Source organism: Sulfurospirillum arcachonense DSM 9755, assembly GCF_000597725.1.
Taxonomy (GTDB): Bacteria; Campylobacterota; Campylobacteria; order Campylobacterales; family Sulfurospirillaceae; genus Sulfurospirillum_A; species Sulfurospirillum_A arcachonense.
The window spans coordinates 1-1,118 of the sequence record NZ_JFBL01000040.1; the positions used below are offsets into that span (position 1 = coordinate 1).

Annotated in this window: 1 protein-coding gene; it reads right to left on the minus strand. The window is 28.6% G+C overall.

Annotated elements, in window-relative coordinates; genetic code table 11:
* On the minus strand, positions 1-1,031 hold a 1,031-nt coding region (locus K354_RS0113655), incomplete at its 3' end, for a PDC sensor domain-containing protein (RefSeq protein ID WP_024956025.1).
* Positions 1,032-1,118: the final 87 nt, after the last annotated feature.

Below are 1,118 nucleotides of genomic sequence, written 5' to 3' on the forward strand. Positions count from 1 at the left end.
TTTTTGATAAAAAGATTTACACTTGTTGCAATATCTGCTAATTCATCTTTACCTTTTACTGCTAAACGTTGTGTTAAATCACCATCTCCTGTACCCAAATCAGTAACTACACTTCTTAAAGCTTGAAGTGGTTTAAAGAGAAAATTCAATAGTACATATATACCTAATGAACCAAAAACTAAGAATCCACAACTAATAAGTAAAAGTTTTTTTGTTTGACTATTAAGATTTGCAAATGCTACATCTTTTTCAATAGTCATTACAACTTTCCAACCAGTACTTGGAATTGTATCAAATACCATAAGTTTATCTACGCCACCAATATTAATTTCCATTAAGCCTGATTCTTGTGAGAATATTTTATTATCTGCCCATTTTAAACTTGGTGCAATTTCACTCATAGATTGGTTTACAAATTTTTTATTTGGATGGACAATATTTTTCCTATCTTTTCCAATAAGAACAGCATATCCGCCTTCTATCTTAGTTTCTAGTACTTTTTTATAAATACTTTTTAAACCAACAACAAGGGCAGCAAGGCTTTCTCCTTCTATTGGAGAACTAATTGTCATAACTTTTGCTGTTTTATCAATTGGACTTGGAAATAATTTACTAATACTTGGTTTAAAATTATTTGCTTTAGCAGTTTTATAAACTATTCTACTCTCAAAGGTTTTAGCTGGAATTTTAACTTTAGGGTTAATATGTATCACAGTTTCATCTTTTAAATAGATTAAAGAACTTCTTACTTTAGCCATTTTAGCCATTAATTGAGTATATTTTCTAATATTTTCTGGTGACTTATCATCGAGAGTTTTTATATCTTCAGACAATCCTTTTAAAATATTTTGTTTTTCCTTAATCCAGCCATCAATCTCGTTTGAGAGGGTATGAGCTTTACTATTAAGTTTTTCATAAACTTCAACTTCTGCTGTTCCTTTCATCATACTATAATTAACACCTAAAAAAACGATAAAACCTATTAAAACCCCTCCCATAATCGAGAATGTGATCTTTTTTTGCAAATTCATTAAACGTCCTTTTTTAATAATTTATTTAAATTATATCACTATATACGTACTAATTCAATATGGTTCTTCTTACCCATTTTAATGCCA